Annotated in this window: 17 protein-coding genes and 1 pseudogene; 11 read left to right on the top strand and 7 right to left on the bottom strand. The window is 37.0% G+C overall.

Annotation, left to right across the window (positions count from 1 at the left end; all coding sequences use genetic code 11):
• Position 1: 1 nt before the first annotated feature.
• The 3 genes from ACT5E3_RS15775 to ACT5E3_RS15785 form a co-directional block, all read right to left on the bottom strand.
• Complete coding sequence (locus tag ACT5E3_RS15775) at positions 2 to 379, bottom strand: hypothetical protein (RefSeq protein ID WP_444994503.1); 378 nt, start codon at positions 377 to 379, stop codon at positions 2 to 4.
• A gap of 565 nt (positions 380 to 944) precedes the next feature.
• The gene (locus ACT5E3_RS15780; protein WP_444994504.1) at positions 945 to 1,250 is read right to left on the bottom strand and encodes a hypothetical protein; all 306 of its coding nucleotides are present in this window, start codon (positions 1,248 to 1,250) and stop codon (positions 945 to 947) included.
• Between the two features lie 584 nt (positions 1,251 to 1,834).
• Positions 1,835 to 2,947 carry a hypothetical protein gene (locus ACT5E3_RS15785; RefSeq protein ID WP_444994505.1) on the bottom strand — a complete coding sequence of 371 codons (1,113 nt, stop codon included), beginning with the start codon at positions 2,945 to 2,947 and terminating at the stop codon, positions 1,835 to 1,837.
• A 470-nt stretch (positions 2,948 to 3,417) separates the two neighbouring features.
• Between ACT5E3_RS15785 and ACT5E3_RS15790 the strand changes: the two genes are divergently transcribed.
• Both ACT5E3_RS15790 and ACT5E3_RS15795 read left to right on the top strand, forming a co-directional pair.
• Positions 3,418 to 4,116, top strand: a complete 699-nt coding sequence (locus tag ACT5E3_RS15790) for a hypothetical protein (protein ID WP_444994506.1) — start codon at positions 3,418 to 3,420, stop codon at positions 4,114 to 4,116.
• A 111-nt stretch (positions 4,117 to 4,227) separates the two neighbouring features.
• Positions 4,228 to 5,610, top strand: coding sequence for a hypothetical protein (locus ACT5E3_RS15795; protein WP_444994507.1), 1,383 nt, complete (start codon positions 4,228 to 4,230; stop codon positions 5,608 to 5,610).
• Between the two features lie 190 nt (positions 5,611 to 5,800).
• Here ACT5E3_RS15795 and ACT5E3_RS15800 read toward each other — a convergent pair whose 3' ends face one another.
• On the bottom strand, positions 5,801 to 6,328 hold the full coding sequence (locus ACT5E3_RS15800; RefSeq protein WP_444994508.1) for a DNA-processing protein DprA: 528 nt from the start codon (positions 6,326 to 6,328) through the stop codon (positions 5,801 to 5,803).
• Here ACT5E3_RS15800 and ACT5E3_RS15805 point away from each other — a divergent pair.
• The 3 genes and pseudogenes from ACT5E3_RS15805 to ACT5E3_RS15815 all read left to right on the top strand — a co-directional run.
• Complete coding sequence (locus ACT5E3_RS15805; protein WP_444994509.1) at positions 6,303 to 7,307, top strand: hypothetical protein; 1,005 nt, start codon at positions 6,303 to 6,305, stop codon at positions 7,305 to 7,307. The two genes, ACT5E3_RS15800 and ACT5E3_RS15805, sit on opposite strands and share 26 nt — an antisense overlap.
• Positions 7,308 to 7,338: 31 nt before the next feature.
• Positions 7,339 to 8,394 (top strand): Wadjet anti-phage system protein JetD domain-containing protein, encoded by a 1,056-nt coding sequence (locus tag ACT5E3_RS15810; protein WP_444994510.1) that lies wholly within the window; start codon positions 7,339 to 7,341, stop codon positions 8,392 to 8,394.
• Between the two features lie 147 nt (positions 8,395 to 8,541).
• Positions 8,542 to 9,140, top strand: a pseudogene (locus tag ACT5E3_RS15815) (helix-turn-helix domain-containing protein); the annotation flags it as partial.
• Positions 9,141 to 9,231: 91 nt separating this feature from the next.
• Here ACT5E3_RS15815 and ACT5E3_RS15820 read toward each other — a convergent pair.
• On the bottom strand, positions 9,232 to 9,471 hold the full coding sequence (locus tag ACT5E3_RS15820) for a helix-turn-helix domain-containing protein (protein ID WP_444994511.1): 240 nt from the start codon (positions 9,469 to 9,471) through the stop codon (positions 9,232 to 9,234).
• Between the two features lie 151 nt (positions 9,472 to 9,622).
• On the opposite strand from ACT5E3_RS15820, the gene ACT5E3_RS15825 reads away from it, so the two are divergent.
• The 5 genes from ACT5E3_RS15825 (at position 9,623) to ACT5E3_RS15845 (ending at position 13,535) form a co-directional block, all read left to right on the top strand.
• Positions 9,623 to 10,159, top strand: coding sequence for a hypothetical protein (locus ACT5E3_RS15825; RefSeq protein WP_444994512.1), 537 nt, complete (start codon positions 9,623 to 9,625; stop codon positions 10,157 to 10,159).
• A gap of 4 nt (positions 10,160 to 10,163) precedes the next feature.
• Positions 10,164 to 11,522: a DEAD/DEAH box helicase gene (locus ACT5E3_RS15830; protein ID WP_444994513.1), complete on the top strand. Its 1,359-nt coding sequence runs from the start codon at positions 10,164 to 10,166 to the stop codon at positions 11,520 to 11,522.
• 31 nt (positions 11,523 to 11,553) lie between these two features.
• Positions 11,554 to 11,880 (top strand): IS630 transposase-related protein, encoded by a 327-nt coding sequence (locus ACT5E3_RS15835; RefSeq protein WP_444994237.1) that lies wholly within the window; start codon positions 11,554 to 11,556, stop codon positions 11,878 to 11,880.
• Entirely contained in the window at positions 11,858 to 12,394 is a 537-nt protein-coding gene (locus ACT5E3_RS15840) for an IS630 family transposase (protein ID WP_444998609.1), read from the top strand. Before ACT5E3_RS15835 ends, ACT5E3_RS15840 begins: the two co-directional genes overlap by 23 nt.
• A gap of 145 nt (positions 12,395 to 12,539) precedes the next feature.
• Positions 12,540 to 13,535: a hypothetical protein gene (locus ACT5E3_RS15845; RefSeq protein WP_444994514.1), complete on the top strand. Its 996-nt coding sequence runs from the start codon at positions 12,540 to 12,542 to the stop codon at positions 13,533 to 13,535.
• A gap of 226 nt (positions 13,536 to 13,761) precedes the next feature.
• Here ACT5E3_RS15845 and ACT5E3_RS15850 read toward each other — a convergent pair whose 3' ends face one another.
• Positions 13,762 to 14,841, bottom strand: a complete 1,080-nt coding sequence (locus ACT5E3_RS15850) for an MFS transporter (protein WP_444994515.1) — start codon at positions 14,839 to 14,841, stop codon at positions 13,762 to 13,764.
• A 222-nt stretch (positions 14,842 to 15,063) separates the two neighbouring features.
• The gene (locus tag ACT5E3_RS15855; protein ID WP_444994516.1) at positions 15,064 to 15,837 is read right to left on the bottom strand and encodes a hypothetical protein; all 774 of its coding nucleotides are present in this window, start codon (positions 15,835 to 15,837) and stop codon (positions 15,064 to 15,066) included.
• A 33-nt stretch (positions 15,838 to 15,870) separates the two neighbouring features.
• Here ACT5E3_RS15855 and ACT5E3_RS15860 point away from each other — a divergent pair, with 33 nt between their 5' ends.
• Positions 15,871 to 16,776, top strand: a complete 906-nt coding sequence (locus ACT5E3_RS15860) for an AraC family transcriptional regulator (protein ID WP_444994517.1) — start codon at positions 15,871 to 15,873, stop codon at positions 16,774 to 16,776.
• The last annotated feature ends 15 nt before the right edge of the window (positions 16,777 to 16,791 follow it).

Raw genomic sequence — 16,791 nt, forward strand, 5'->3', positions numbered from 1 at the left:
CCTAAAGCTTAACGTCTAATTTTTCAATATTTTCAGCTATTGCTCCAATTTTTTCAGCTTTAATATTAAACGTTGATGAAGCTTCATTACCTATTTTATTATCATTAATTGACTTTATTAAATCAGTAACTAATTGTTTTAATTCATCATCAGTATCATTAACTGTATGCGTTATCGCATTTTTTACTTGTTGTTGGTACTCTTCATTTCTTGGGTTAGCTTCGAGTTGTTTAAAAAGCTTATCTGACTCTTCTTCTTTAGAAAGCTTTTTTTTGAGATAGTTTTTTAAAGCATTATAAGAATCTTTTAATGCTGATTTACCCATCTCACTTAAACCACTAGATAGCGCTGCTACTAATGTATCTACTATTTTATCCATCTGGTTATTCCTATTTATTATTTTGTATCAATAAGCTTAATACATGCTAGCATATCAAATTTTTTTAGTGAAACACAAAGTATTTGCCTTTTAGCTAAATAAAAAAGTTACCCTCTAACTTAGAATTATTAAAGTAAGAGCAGGCTTCTCACCAATAGATTTTGATAAAGTCATAGTTCTGCACTTCAATTAATAATATAGATAGATAACACATATTTACTCACTCGAAATTCATGACGACAGTAAATGCCGTTCAATTTTCAGAAGATGTTTACTACGCTCTCAACATATTAAAGATAGATATAAATGCAATGATGCTCACTTTCATTTTTCGATTCCAGCTTTATTTCTTATATTGGCTTTGCGGCTTAATAATGGTTTACGAAGGGCAATAACTTACATTGTCATAATTATGTACGTTAATTTGTTATCCCTTTATGATTTAGAACGATGTTGCCAACAGAAAAAGTCAAAATATTAATATTGTGTAGTGCTGTTAGAAAGGCGTGTAGTCGCTTAACAACATAATCGGCCGATATGCTTGGCAGTACAGCTTTGATGGCTCTTAAGTCGTACCTTTAATATCAGGGTATGTATCTCTAGTAAGAGATTTCAGAGAAGTCCAGCAGCTGGTAAACTTCGTTTCTAAGTTATCAGAAAACTCTCCAATTCTGAAGAGCCTAAATGTATCTGAAATTTTACAGTTGGACGTATTGGCTTGCTCTTCATTGGCTGTCGCTTTTGGTAGATTAGTGCGTGTATAAGGTGTCTTAATGTGTGCTGATATATTCAGTGTTTCGACTGACTTGAGAAAATCTTCGAATTTAGAATTATTGAATAAATAATTAGGGTTGAGATTCAGTGTCCGCAAAATTTAATCCTGATTTATCTATTTTCATACACACCTTGAATTTAATAGAATCGAACTCTATAATTGGCGGTATACATGATTTCATTTGAGCTCTTATACCACTAAGTGCTTGAATTACAGAAAGAATGGTCGTTCACGAGGATTGGAGCATAGTCCCACTCGTGTATCGGCCAACCTATTTTAAGTCCTCTTTAAAGGACTTTTTTTATGCCCAGGAAATTTTCCTTCTAAAAATCAACTGTTCGAAAGGATGGTTAATTCATCAAAAACCATTTAAACTTTCAAAGATTTTATCCTCTTGAGGTCAAATTTAGAGGCATTTGCCGGTGCAGGTTTTCTTCTAAAGTCGTATTCACCTCAAGTTTACGTGTTTCCAGGTAACAACTGAGCCTGACCAATCGCTTCTATTAAATGAGCTCGCTGCTCCTTGTCTTTAGTTTTCAATACAAGCTAAGAAAGGTATAAGTAACTCCACAGAATAATGCAATTTTGTAGCAGTAGTTGACAAGAAGTCCCGATTTCCAGCTTCTCTTTCGCTCCTTCTTGATAAGAGCGAAATCACCAGAAGAAAAAATGATATAGTATTAATAGATTTTGGTTTTTATATCATCGAATGCATCTTTCTTGGGCTTATCAACTAAAGAGTAGATTTTTAATGCTGCTCTTTTGGATTTTATAATATAATAGGCTGGCTTAAATTTCCCAAACCGAGGATCATCACTCCATATTCGGCAGCTATGGTAAGAACAATTTCTGATATAGCTCAGTGCGCATGATGGATCAGAGGTGGTACCGGATAAAGAGGGATGAGAGAGTCCTTTGATGTTAACCCCACTAAACTCAAAATTAATCGGTTTTGTGACTGTCACGCCGCAACCATCCACGTGCTTTGCGTCTTGGAACGACAACTTTTGTTTTTTTGGGTCCCAAACACCAATGCCAACCAAAGAACCATTTCGAGCGAATGGTTGAACACTTACTACTTGATAGAATCTCAGAGTGTAATTTTTTAGTGCGGTGTTACTTGTCACTTCAATTCTATGGACAGCCGAGTTGGAAACTGTGAAGTATCCATTGGGGTTATCGAGCTTGAAATTTTCTGGCTTTGTTTGAATGGTTAATAAGTCATTGCTATCAATTTTTTTAGTGTTTTTTAAGATTTCAATGATATCAAAAGGCGGTGTCATGACCGTTCCACGCCAAGTGAAGGAATTAATGTAATCGTACATACTTTCGGAAACCAAACCCCGGTTTATTTTAAAGCGAATACGATTCGGATCTCGATATTTTTTATCCTTGTAAACCATTCTTTCAGTGAATAATGTAATGGAGTCCTTATTGATTGGCGACTGAGCTTTAAATGAAGCTTGAAATCCATCTTTCCTCTTAGTGTTCTTTTTGCAGTTGGCCGCTTTTGGGTTGTTTTTTCGTTCTGTATTAAAATATCCCTGAGTCTCACCATTTTCTTGATAATCTAAATGAAAAATCATTAGACAATCGTATTTGGAGAGATACATAACACCATAATATTTCTGTCGCGAATTATTGTAGATGGCTTCAGTTTGCCAGATAACCACTTCGAACGCATCACCCAAGATTTCACCTTTCCAACCTCCGGTAAAGTTAATCGATTGAGCAGAGGTTGAGTATATGCAATTAAATAATAAAATTAATGCTAAACGCTTCAAGAGTTTCATTATGGGGTTCCTTCTCACATTCTATTATTTATTTTACAATAAAAGAGGATAGGTTAGTTATACCCAAAAAAGATGACAAAGACTAGGTACAGCATATAACATTGGAAAATGAACGCTGAATTCACAATACATAAACACCCTGTGCTAGCAGTTTTTTGTCCCCATTGCGATGTTAAGGGTGGAGTTTCCAAAACAAATCTCAAATACATGCGGAAGTTTGCCGAGGCATATAAGGATGATAAAATTGGTCAACAATTTGTTACCAATTGCCTTGGGGACAGGTGTTTTTGGCCAGACGTTTATAGAATAGACATTATATGAGTCTAGGCTCATATGTAATAACAGTTGAAAATTCTTAAAGGAGCAGTAAACTTTTGAATTTCAACTAAAAAATAATTGCTATGCATAAAAATGGTGTTTCTTAATGTGATTTACTGCATAGAATAAGCGTTATGCATACTAGGTGAGTCATGGGTTGCCCACATTCAAAAATTGAATCCGCATTAGATAGATGGTCTGAATGCCATTGGCATATCCATCAAATGGAAGCCAATTATCATACGCCAGATTTATTCAGGTACTCTTTTAATTCGTTCGTGCGAGCAATCAAAGAAATTCCACAGATTTTACAGATGGAATTGCAAAACAACTCCGAATATAAGGCTACGTTCAAACCCGTTATATCATCGCTGAATGAAAATGCTTTATTTTCATTACTCCACGAAACAAGGAATTTTATTGTTCATCGTGGAATGCTGGAAGTATTAAGTAGCGGAGTGGTGGGTACTACTGAAGGGAGAGGGATTAAGATCGCAAGCGGATTCCACGTAGCTCCATCTGAAAGCACTCTAGAAGCATATGAACGTTTTAAAGACAAATGCCGTAGCGATAAAATGATTAGGAGTTGGTTAGGCCCAGACAGTGACTCTTGGCCAATAGTTAGAAGAGAGTGGAAAATTCCAGCTTTACCTGATAATGAGTTACTTGAGATAGCTATAGAAGCTTGGCGTTTGGTTGGGGAAGTCCTATCTTCGATTGTAATAAATCTTGGAGGAGAAGCATTTGACCTATCTTTTTCCTGTGGTCATGATCCAGAAAAAGTCAAAGTTAAAGAGTTCAGTCAGGCGGAATTTTTTCAGTCAGTGGATGGGGTCGATATAAATGCATAACAAACGCAATCACAAAGAAGGCTTTTTCGTTGCGGCTTTGCCTCACTACAAATCTGCGCGTTCTGCGGGCATTAGCTATCATATGTATTACGTTCAATTTTAAGGCCTTCGATGCAAAAGATAATAAATGAAGCAGTGAAACAATTAATATCAATTATTGACTCAAAGAAAAATAGTAAAAAAGTTGCGATGCAATTTGTACTTGAAGAGCTTGATGCTGCAAGACAGGGAAACGACTTTGTAAAAGATAGAATTAAAAGCTTTTACTTTAATGAAACTGATTATATTGGTGCAATGGGTAGAAGCTGGGAAGATGTAGATGGTCCTACAGGCCCCCAGCAATTTTTAGTTCTACTTATCATGCAAATATCCAAGGAAATAGGTGTTAATAATTCAGCTATTGTTCGAATTTATATTGTTGAATATATCATGTACCACTATAAGTTTGGGCGGTTTTATGTTGATGAGGAAATTAGATTAGCAAAAAAACCTCTAAACCTTTTTGATGTTATAGTCGATGATGAAAGTTTACTTCACCCAAACTTCAAACATTTACTAGAAGGTGAAAACAAACCTGTACGCGATGTAATATCTCGCTGGGCTAGCGGTTTTGAAGATAGAGATAATAAGTTTAATTATGAATTTCAAACAACATTCAACTCATCATTTTGGGAAGTTTATTTATTCCAATGCTTTAAAGATTTAAATCTCAATGTCGACTTTTCAAAAGCCAGTCCAGATTTTACCGTTCAGGCATCGAACAATGAAATAATTAATATAGAAGCTGTTACAGCTAATCATGCACATGATTCAGTTCCCGAATGGGAAAGCGATGAGCTGAAAGAAAATGATGAATTCTTGAATTTTGCAAGCATTAGAATCTTAAACGCTATAAATAGTAAACATAAAAAGTATTTTAATACTTACTCTAAGTTTGATCATGTCAATGGAAATCCATTTATCGTCGCTGTTGCACCTTTCGAACAACATATGTTTTTCATACAAAATAATGAAGCTATAAATAGAGTTCTATATGGGCAAGGTATTGATAAGGAGAATGGCTTTACAGAAGTTAAAGTACCATTTGCCATAAAAAATGAAAAAGTGTCTTTAGAGCTTGGAATATTTACAAACGATAAATATAAAGAGATCAGCGCAGTTATTTTTTCTACTATGGGGACGTTAAGTAAGGCTATCACGCAGTCCTCACTGGATAGAGACATAAGATCAAGTCGTTATCATGCTCAAAAAGGGTTGATAATAGAAATCAAAGAAAATGATAAACACTTTGAAACTCATTTAGATGGTTTGCAAATACATCACAATCCTTTTGCAATGAACAAACTTTCTAAAGATGCATTTGATCGTTATGAAGTGACACATTACTACTATGACATTGAGAACAAGTCTATAGATAACCAACAAAAATGTTATACTATGATTTCCAGAAATTCATGGGCATCAACTTCAAAAAACAACTTGGCAAGGCGTTAAATATCTTAATATCAGTGTCAGGTTATGGCTATGAAAGATAAAATTCTTCTCCATCAAGCAAGACGAGAACAATATAGTATAGAAAATTTTATTGGTAATACGACTAAAGGTCTAAACTTTTTCAGCTCTCGCACTAGTTTTTCATTGATGGCTAAAAAAGTTCCAACGAGCCTATCTTTTATGAATCCAGTTATATTATTAAATAATAATCATCTTTTGAATACAGCGGGGTAGCCCCCATTTCATTAATTAACTTTTGAGGCCCAGCATAATTTAGATTTAGGGGATTTCCGTCTTGTGGCATAACAACAAATATTGGATGTTTTTCATCATAACAAAACCGAGCATGTGTCATTGTGCCACTTTTTATCGATGACTCAACTATGATAGAAGTACTTGATAAACCGACTTGAATTCTATTCCGTGGAACGAACTTCTCTCGTGTTGCCGGTGTTCCCGGTGGCTGTTCGCTAACAATTAAACCACCAGTTTCCAATATTCTTTGACCCAGTGTTGCATTCTGCTTCGGAGTGAATAAATCAACACCACTGGCTAATACAGCGATAGTTGGTCCACCAACTTCAATACTTCCTGTATGAGCCGCGGCATCAATACCAAGCGCTAGCCCTGAAACGGTAGAGAAGCCTTTATGATTAACAAAAGCCGCAGACCTTAGGCGCACAAAAGATGGTTTGAGAAATAAAGTCTCTGAGTTCATCAATGAGTCTATACGAATCGGAAGTGTTGCTACTGGCCTGAAGCCTGTAGAAGCGCAAGCGCTGAAGGAGGTTAAAGGCTCAGAAGACATACCTAAAGTAAGAAATCTTTACGAAGGTATTTTGGACCAGCATGAAAAATCAAAGGATTTGCTGGAAAAATTTGAATCCTCTGAGCGTGAATCACGGCAGCTTGTAACGAGCAGGCTCGCACACCTTATTGACTATGCGGCAACAGATCTGGGTATTCTGAAATCCGTAGTAGGATCCAAGCGTGGCTCACATACCTCGTACTTCAATGTGAACGCCGACGTTCTCGATAGAAGTGGTATAAAACGTCTTATGGACGGGGTTGTAGCTGAAGTAGATATTCAGGAGCAACAACGGAGAGAGCGACAAGCTAAAGGAGCCTTTGGGAATGATGATGATGCGTACCACGACTCACTTAGAGCGACTATTCGAGAAACATTGTACAAGGCGATTTTCTCGAACCCGACAATTACATATGTTAACACTTCAATTCGTAGCGGAGGTGGAGAGCATGAATTCAATGCCAAACTAAGTGAAGGACAGAAGGCGGCATTATCCTTGATGTGGGCTATTCGCTTGGCTGAGTTTTCGATTGAACGTGAAGCTAAAAGGCTGTCCACACGACGATCACAACAAAAGGCACGAGAGATGTCCACCAACATAATGTTGATCGATGGCATGTTTTCGAACCTCTCCAACCGGGAGCTTATTGATAGCTCTATGTCTGGAATAGAGAGCACACGAGGAAGTTTTCAGCTTATAGGCTTGATACATAATCCACATTATCAGAACGACTTCAACAAATTTCCAGTTTTGATTGTCGGTAAAAAAGAAGGGAATGGTAAGGATGGAGACCATCAAAGAGGATGGGTGAATTTTTCCGAAGAAAACAAAGATGAAGCTATCTTGAAAACTGCACAGATCCGCCACATCCCTAAATCGGACATTTGAAGTGAACAAATTAGATCAAATACGTAATGCCTTGACGGAAGGTAATAAATCATCTGCACAAGGAGACAAGCTGGTTGAACGCTTACAGAAGAAAACTAAGTTGGATCGGTCGGATGTAATCAAAGGCTTATTAGAACTCAAGGCTTCGGATGAAGTGAAATGCGATTCATGGTTACGCGGTGAGCCCATAGGAAAAGTTTTTCTTAATATCCTTAAACCCCGATCCGAATCTGAAATTCGTTGGGAAAGTATTCTTGTTGAGAATAAAGCCAATAGAAACGAAATAGAAAGTTTGTTGGGTTTGTCGGAACAACTTGCAGATTTATGTGACTCTGATTTGATTCATCTTTATCACGGTTTGCGTCGACTTAGAGCAGACTTACCTGAACTCGAGGGTGAATCACGCTATATTGTCAGCTCAAGGTATTTACTCGGAAGCTCCAAGATACTTGATGCACTTCCCTACCATTGCCTGCGAAACTTCGGTATAGATCTTAGCGTTCTGGCTGGTTCTCCATCATATGTCATTACAGCGGGACCGAAAGATCCTGAATGTGTCGTTTTGGTTGAGAATCCGCAAGCTTTTGAGGTTGCAATTGGAGTTGGAGGTTGTGAAAGTATTGCTTGGGTAGCTACGTATGGGTATGGCCTTTCACGATCTGGAAATGAATATGGGCGCCAACTAGCATCAATTATAGAGCAAGGTAATGGTCTGAGAAGTTTAGTCCGCAGCGGTAGTCCACCAGACGTATCAGTACTCCTAACACATCCCCAAATCTATTTTTGGGGCGATCTTGATCGTGAAGGCTTAAGAATATTCTGGCGCCTAAAGAGTGTTATCCCAAATCTTCAGTTAAGTGCCATATACCATGCAATGCATTTAGATTTGTTAAAAGATGGATTTAGCCATCCTTACGTTCAGATTACTGGAAAGTTAAACCAGGCAACTTGGAAATCTAACTGCCCCAATACACAAGAATTATTACAAGTCTGTGCGGATAATGCTGTTGACCAAGAATCAGTCAGTGAAAAGGCAATTCATACTTATGCAAATAAGGCGTGGTCTGCAGTAGGTTTAAAAGTGTGACTCGAATAGAACAAGTCAAATTGATAGGAATTTTTAGCCTGAAGTGTATTAGTTCCGACTTCATCTGACACTTCAGCTTGACCAGAAGAGAGTTACCCGTTTTGATAAAGGTGTCGAATCTTTAAATCAAAACAAAAGGTAACTCTCATGCTACATACTAACAATCCAATCATAAAACACAAAGCAGGTTTATTAAACTTAGCTGAAGAACTCAATAATGTTTCAAGAGCCTGTAAAGTGATGGGCGTTTCAAGAGATACATTTTATCGTTATCAAGAGCTGGTTGAAGAAGGAGGAATTGATGCCTTAATCGAAAAGACTAGGCGTAAAGCCAACCCTAAGAACCGAGTTGATGAAGCGACAGAGCAAGCTGTTGTGGCTTATGCGATAGAGCAGCCAGCATTTGGCCAGCATCGAACAAGTAATGAATTACGCAAACAAGGGGTGTTTGTTTCAGGCAGGGAGTTCGCTCAATTTGGCTTCGTCATGATCTGGAGAACTTCAAAAAGCGCCTTAAAGCACTTGAGGAAAAGGTTGCTAATGAAGGTATCATTTTAAGCGACGCACAGGTTGCAGCACTAGAAAAGAAGAAATATGATGATGAGGCTTGCGGTGAGATAGAAACCGCTCACCCAGGCTATTTAGGCTCTCAGGACACTTTTTACGTGGGTAACCTCAAAGGTGTTGGTCGAATTTATCAGCAAACATTTATTGATACTTATAGCAAAGTTGCTTTTGCAAAGCTTTAATTTGCTCAATTTTCAATTGGTTTGTTGAGGAGTTTACTTACAGGTAAAAAAGAAAAGTTTTTTAATTCTATCGGTCAATAAATATACGCTAGTCATTATTGTTAGATTTAATCGCTTTTTCTATATCTATGACTAACTCGCTAGCGCTCACATTCAAGGCTTTCGCTAAATCAAATGTCATGGCTAGCGAAGGTCTTCTTTCGGCACGCTCCAGCATGGAAACGAAAGTTCTTTCAATACCACAGACTTCCGCCAGCTTTTCCTGAGAAAAACCAGCTTTCTTTCTATGCTTCTTAAGAACTACGCCAAATGCGTGAGCTAAATCCAATTATAGACCCTCTTGAAAAATAAGGGTTTATGTTGCTCTAATCTGGAACACCTCACCGCATACAATTGTATACATTTCTAAAAAATGTGTTTATCATAGCCGCCTTACTTGCACAGCAATTGGATAATCTAAAAATCTGAAGGAAAAAGTAATGTCAAATAAAGTCATAACAGTTGACGAACACCTAAATTCAGTGATTCAAGCTAAATCATTTGACAATTTCACTGTTATACAGTTACGTGACGCTTACATTGCGGATATAGCTGTCCTCGCTAGTGCAGTAGAAGTAAGAAAATTTGTCTACAGACAAGTTTTACGTTTTCTTCGATTAGGCATATTAGAAAAAGAAGAAGCTAGAAATTCTAGAGAGTCCAAATACTATAAACCCCCTAAGTTCCACAAAACTAAGTTTAAAACTCGAACTCTTAATAGCTCGTCTCAAATAACTATAGCTCCTCGTGAAAACAATAATGATGCGATAATGAAAATTGAAGAACTGCTCAAACAGTACAAAATTGACTTGTTAGCAAGTGTTGGTGAGTCGGAAGAATACATGCGCTTATATCAATCGAATCCTGAATTCAAAGCTCTCCTAGAAACCGAATACCATCAAGCTAGAGACCAAAGCTCGAAACTTCTCGGCAAAATCAAAGCACTCAAAACTGTCCTGACGCATTATTCTAATTAACCCTATGAAATTAAGAACATGGCAATCTAAGTGCGTTAGGCATGCGATAAATCACTTTAGGAGAGTTAGTAAACATTTTCTATGTCTGGCGACACCAGGCTCAGGAAAAACAATTATGTCTTCCGAAGTTGCAGCACGACTGATTGAACAAAACCTAGTAGATTTCGTTTTGTGTTTTTCTCCTTCTATCGCAATTGCTCATAGTTTTAAGGCGACTTTTTCCAAGCGCCTCAACCACAGGTTTGATGGGGTGATTGGCGCTATTGGAAGTTCTTACACATATCAATCTATGAGTTATTTTGACGATAAATTTTGGCAGATTTTAAGAACTAACCGCGTTTTGGTAGTTTTTGATGAAATTCACCACTGCTCAGGATCTACTGTTGAGAGCGCTAACTCATGGGGAGAAGAAATTATTCTCAATATTCAAGAGCAGGCTGATTATACATTGGCGTTAACAGGAACACCTTGGCGGTCAGATAAATCACCTATTGTTCTCTCCAGCTACTTAAAAGCAGGGACCATAGATTGCAATTATGTATATGGGCTCAGACAGGCTGTTGAAGAAGGTGTTTGCAGGATCCCAAAGATTGTGTTAATTGATAATGAAGAAATATCAGTTACTGATAGCGAAAATAATATTCGTATATTTGAAGGATTTACACCACTACTCAATGAAAAGGCAGCTTCTTACCAAGATATTATTACTGCTCCAAAAGCCATTCAGTATATTCTTGATAAAGGATGCAAAAAATTAGCTGAGCTCAGGACAAAAACTCCCAATGCAGGTGGGCTAGTTGTTGCATCATCAGTCAAACACGCTCTTCAAATTATGCAGATACTTCAATACAATTTTAATCAATCAGCGGTCGTGGTTTCATACCAACAAGATGCCCCCTCAGAAATAATTAATTCTTATCGAAGTAATACTACTCAATGGATTGTTGCGATTGGCATGGTAAGCGAAGGAACTGATATTCCAAGACTTCAAGTATGCTGCCACTTAAGTAAAATAAAAACAGAACTGTATTTCAGGCAAGTTTTAGGCCGAGTATTAAGAGTAAATGGTTCTGCGGATCAACATGCCTGGCTTTATACCTTCAGCGAACCAAGCCTAGTTAACTATGCGTATCGTATTGAAGAAGATTTACCTGAAACGTCTGTCATTACCAAAGAAAAGCTCAGTCGCGACTCATCTATCAATAACAAAAATTTGAATGCAAATGGTATTTCATTCGATTCAAGTACAAAAGCATTCGAGTTTGACATTGACCAAAACAATTGTAGCTATTCTATTTACAGTCAAGAAAAAAGCTCCATTAGCAGCAACAGTCAATTATTGCACTCACTTGAAATACTATAGCTAAATAGGTTTATTATGGCATAATACTCACATGACTTATCCGATAGCATTTCGCCAACACGTCTTGGCTTATAAACAGAAACACGGTTTAACCTTTGAAGAAACCGGAGAGCACTTTGATATATCCATGCGAAGCCTTCTTCGTTGGAATAAAAACATTGAGCCTTGTGCGAAAAAAAATAGACCCAGCATCAAGCTTTGCATGGAGACACTGAAAAAAGATGTCGAAGATTTCCCTGATGATTATCAATGGGAACGAGCCAAGCGCTTTGGTGTTTCGCAACCGAGTATTCACGATGCTCTCAAACGGTTAAATAAGAGCTATAAAAAAAACACTGTGCCACCCCAAAGCAGATGAATTAAAGCGGGCGAGGTTTCAACAACAACTTAGTCGGTACGAGCAGTTAGGAAAGCCTGTCGTTTATTTGGATGAAAGTGGATTTGCTCAATCCTCACCTCGTACTCATGGTTATTCGGACAAAGGTCAACGCTGTTATGGTGTTCATGATTGGCATGCCAAAGGTCGTATTAATGCTATTGGGGCAATTATCCGAAATACCTTTGTGACTTTAAGTTTGTTTGCCGGAAGTATTAATGCGGATGTTTTTCATGCTTGGGTAACACAAGATTTGTTACCTAAAGTTCCCTCTAATGCGGTGATTGTGATGGATAATGCCAGCTTTCATAAGCGTAAAGACATCTGTGAAGCTATTGAGAAAAAGGGATGTATTTTGCAATGGTTACCTCCTTATAGCCCTGACTTAAATCCGATTGAAAAAAAGTGGGCGCAAGCTAAAGCTATCAGACGAAAAAAAAGATGTTCCGTTGATGAGTTATTTCAGGAGGACTGTCTATATGACAAAATAAACTGATCCAGCTATAGGTGCGTACAGAGAACAGGTAGTTGCAACATTTGATTCGCCGTTTTAATAAACTAAAGGTCAACTAAGATATTCGCCACCAAAATTATATAAATTTCTATGTAAAAAACATAATAATTCGAAAGGTATTAGTACTATGTCTAGATTAATATTATCAATAGCCCTTATTGTTACTTTCATTGGCTGCGGTGGTAGAGCCGCAGTGGAGACATCTATTGATAGAGATTTCACGCCTGGGTTAAGAACAATCACTACAGAAGAAAAACATGCCTTTTCTAGAGTGTTACTTAATTACAAGCAAGAGAAAGTAAATAGCGGAACTAAGTATGCTAATGAGCGAGTTGGCGTGCATTTACGGAAATTTTACTCCTATAATCCCGCAGCAGCAAAGCTCTATATTGATAACAACATTGCAAGATATGATGCTAGATACTCTTATGGGAGAATTGATGAAAATGTACTCGCTAAATACTCCAATATAGCTTTCATCACTCTCCTTAAAGACAAACAATTTGGTTATCTTGATAAGTTGTGGGACATGTTAAATTCAGATATAGCTAGTCTACGGCCAAATCTAAAACTTGCATTGAGTGCAGACAACTGGATTGTACACAATAACAACAAGCACACTTATAGTTCAGCGTCAAGACTAAGCCGATATTATGGAAACGGATGTGTAAAAACGACCAAAATAGATAATACCCATAGACTGAATACTACTTGGGGAAACTGCAAACCCAACAGACAAAAAGAAAACTATTACTTTAGAAAAATGTTGGAACACGAAAACAATCTCATTCAAAACATTACATTCGCTCTTTCAAAAGCAGAACATTATTACAAATATAAAAACAACGAAATTTCACTTTGGTGGTATGTTGTCGCAGCGGACATGACAAACCATATCGTTAAAAACAAAAAAGGAAAATACATTCTAAAAGTAAAAAAACTGCCTACTTATTTAACGATGACCAGAATAAAAACTTTATCGAATGATATAAGTTTATATGTTAAATCGATACCGTCACCGGGCATTAGTAAAAACACATCTCTCATCAATAATCTTCAGATGCTTGTAGAAGCAGGCTACTCTCGCCTTAGTGGTGTTTATTCACAAAAACAGAGCAGATAATGAGCAGCAACATTAATCTCAAATAAAAACTACTCGGAATATGCATAGAATTTCAAGTTCATTATTATCTAGCTAATATACACATCCACAAAAGTGTTCTACAACGTTCGTGCAGCAGTGGTGAGCGTATGATTCGTCATAGATATTTCTGTATTCCTTTCGTCTTCATTTTTGTTGGTTTTAGCATAATGACAACAACTCAATTTGAACGAAAGTGCTACTAAGTTTAATTAGGTTCAAGAATCATTTTAGCGTTAAGTTCACTATCAATAAGCTGCGATAACACTAGCGAAATAAAAGCCATAAAAGCACCGGCATAAAATACTATTGAAGGATTGACAAGCCACAACAAACCAAACGCAGCAGGAATGATTACTGCTGCAATGTGATTGATCGTAAAACTAACTCCCGATGATGATGCTATATCTTCTGGAAAAGCTATTTTTTGAAAAAATGTTTTTATCGCGATAGCCATTGCAAAAAACACATGGTCAATCACGTACAGAGCAGCGGCCATTTCAGAACTTTCAACAACCGCGTAACCGACAAAAACAAAAATCAACCCAACATACTCGATAGTTAAAGCTCGTCTTTCGCCTATTTTTCCGATCCATTTTCCTAGTTTAGGAGCTAAATACCAATTTAGTACATGATTAATAATATAAAGCGTCGCAATATCAGAAACTGAATAGTTAAATTTTTCGACCATTAAGTAACCGGCGAAAACCATAAATATCTGCCTTCTCGCGCCACTAAAAAAAGTTAATAAATAGTAGAGCCAGTATCGGCTTCTAAGGATTAACTTTTTGTGTTGAGCAACTTCAGGCTCGAAGCTAGGAAACACAAGCCATAGCCATAAAAACAACGCGAATCCAATACCACCCACTATGAGGTAAGCCGTCGCATAGTTAATCATCAAAATAGAAAAGAATAACCAGACCACTGCGTAAGTGACTAACGAAGCTATTGCACGTATTGAAATCAGTTTTCCTAATTCCGCCGGTGCTTCTTTTTTATTAAACCATTGTAGTGCCAACGAGTTGTTAACGGTTTCAAAATAGTGAAAGCCAATTGACATTAATACCGTTGTTGCATAAAGACCGATCTCAAATGGAAACAATCCAGTAATTGCGACACCAATGCTCATTAAACATAATGAAATTAATGCGAGTGTTTGTTCACTGATTACCAACAACAAAAACACTGCGGTAAAAGCCAGGAATCCTGGCACTTCGCGAAGACTTTGCAGCATTCCAATTTCTGCACCTGTGAATGAAGCCTTTTCGATTGCAAAATTATTTAACATAGCTAGCCACCCTGCAAAGGTAATAGCCATTAAAATTGTGGTAATTGCCAGAAAGTGTTTTTTGGTTTGATATTTAGTTAGAATACTCAATATGATTTATCTCTATTTAATTTTACTAGTTGGCTTGAAATACTTTTATCGTTAAACCGCAATCTCGTTTTGGGATTAGAAGTAAGATAAAAACTAAAATCTGGTGATTGTTTACATAACGACCTGTTTTTGTTAAGAAAAGGCTCGGTTATCAAAGTTATTTTTCATTAAATAACAATCAGTTAGCGCCTGTGAGTGTAATATTTTTAAAGTTTTTATTGCACATATGACAAAAACCATAAAAATTTGTCTTCTTGCACCACTAAAAAAAGTGAGTAAGTAATACAACCAATAACGTTTACGTAAAATCAATTTCTTATGCTGTTCGACAGATATATCAAAGCGAGGAAAAACAGCCCAAAGTGCCAAAAATAATAAAAAGCCAATCATTCCAATAATAAAGTAAGCGGTTGCGTACTCTAATAAAAACACACTAAAAAATAACCAGATAACCGCATAAGTTATCAATGAAACCATTGCACGAATAGAAATCAGTTGGCCTAAAACCCCTGGCGCTTCCTCTTTACTTAACCACTGTAAAGAAAGCGAGTTATTAACCGTTTCAAAATAATGAAAACCAACCGACATCAAAACTGTTGTTGCATATAAACCAATTTCAAAAGGAAAAAAGCCTGTAATTGCCACTCCTATACTCATTAGACAAAGAGAAATGAGCGCCAAAGTCTGCTCGCTAATAACCAAGAGTAAAAAAACTGCAGTAAAAGCAAGAAAGCCTGGGACTTCTCGTAGACTTTGTAACATACCAATCTCAGCTCCCGTAAATGCCGCTTTTTCAATGGCAAAGTTATTTAACATTGCAAGCCACCCCGAAAAGGTTAATGCCATTAAAACGGTAGTAACAACCAAAAAAGCTTTTTTGCTACGAAAATGCTCTGGAAATTGCATATTTTCTCCATACGAATGATTACAAGCTATTGTATGAAGAGGATTATAGCGTTAGACTCAATAGCATTCTTTCGTATTAAAGACATATTATTTATCAATTCGGACATTCCAATATGGAGCCTTGGTGCTTCAGCTTATTCTTCAGAAGCTCTGGCTAAACCTGTTTTGGCCAGAGTTTCTGAAATGCCAGAAAACTATAATGTTGAAACTCATCAACATCCTTGGGGACAACTTGCCTATGCATCGGCAGGTATAATGAAAGTAAGTACCCTTAGCGCAAGCTTCATCATTCCCCCTGAACGAGCACTCTGGATCCCCAAATTTACCCCACATACAGTATCAACCAGATTTGGCCTCAGTTTTCGAAGCTTATATATTGATAATGAATGGTCTAAAAATTTGCCCGAACAAACAACCCCTATCAATATAAATCGGCTACTACGCGAATTAATTTTACGAGTAACCCAATGGAAAGAAAACTCACCAATTGACTCTATAAAAAATAATTTATTAAAAGTTTTATTAAACGAAATCGAATGTGCGCATAAAGAACCATTATTTCTTCATATGCCAACTGATAAACGGTTGATTAAAATCACCGCAAGCTTAAATAATAACCCAGCCGATAATACGACACTTGAAGAATGGAGCCACACTATTGGTGCAACTCCCCGAACACTTAATCGGTTGTTTCAAAAAGAAACGCAAATGGGTTTTGTCGAATGGCGTCAAAGATTACGAATTTTATTCTCTCTAGAACGCATCGAACAAGGAGAAAATATTAACCGAATTGCAGGCGAACTAGGTTACGATTCAGGTTCAGCCTTTATTACCATGTTTAAAAAACATTTAGGACAATCTCCTAAGCAATACTTAAAAGAAACACAGGATAACTTTAAAAATAGCGTGATCAGTTCATCTATAGAATCATCAACTTAGCCAATAGTTTCTTCG

It is taken from the genome of Aliikangiella litoralis, assembly GCF_052495765.1.